Annotated in this window: 1 protein-coding gene; it reads right to left on the bottom strand. The window is 49.8% G+C overall.

Translation table 11 applies throughout. The features are described 5' to 3' along the window. On the bottom strand, positions 1-235 hold a 235-nt coding region (gene bioD, locus ACTHS4_RS12625), incomplete at both ends, for an ATP-dependent dethiobiotin synthetase BioD (RefSeq protein WP_440366059.1).

The raw sequence follows: 235 nt of genomic DNA, 5'->3' as shown, positions 1-235 counted from the left end.
GCCTTTAAGATATTCCAAAGTATCGCCGGCAACGGTTTCATCTTTGCTGTCGTGAATATGGTTGAAAATCAGGCTGTACAGGCTGATGCCGTATTGTTTGAGCGCGGCGAAGCTGAGCAGGGTGTGGTTGATACTGCCAAGCCGTCCGCTGGTAACGAGGATGACGGGATAGCCTTGCTGACGGATATAATCAATGGTTAACAGATTTTCTGTCAGCGGAACCATCAAACCGCCC

This window comes from Neisseria sp. P0014.S009, assembly GCF_051958155.1.
Classification (GTDB): Bacteria; Pseudomonadota; Gammaproteobacteria; order Burkholderiales; family Neisseriaceae; genus Neisseria; species Neisseria flavescens_C.
Note: the sequence above shows the minus strand (reverse complement) of the source record. Positions and strands in the feature narration are given on the sequence as shown.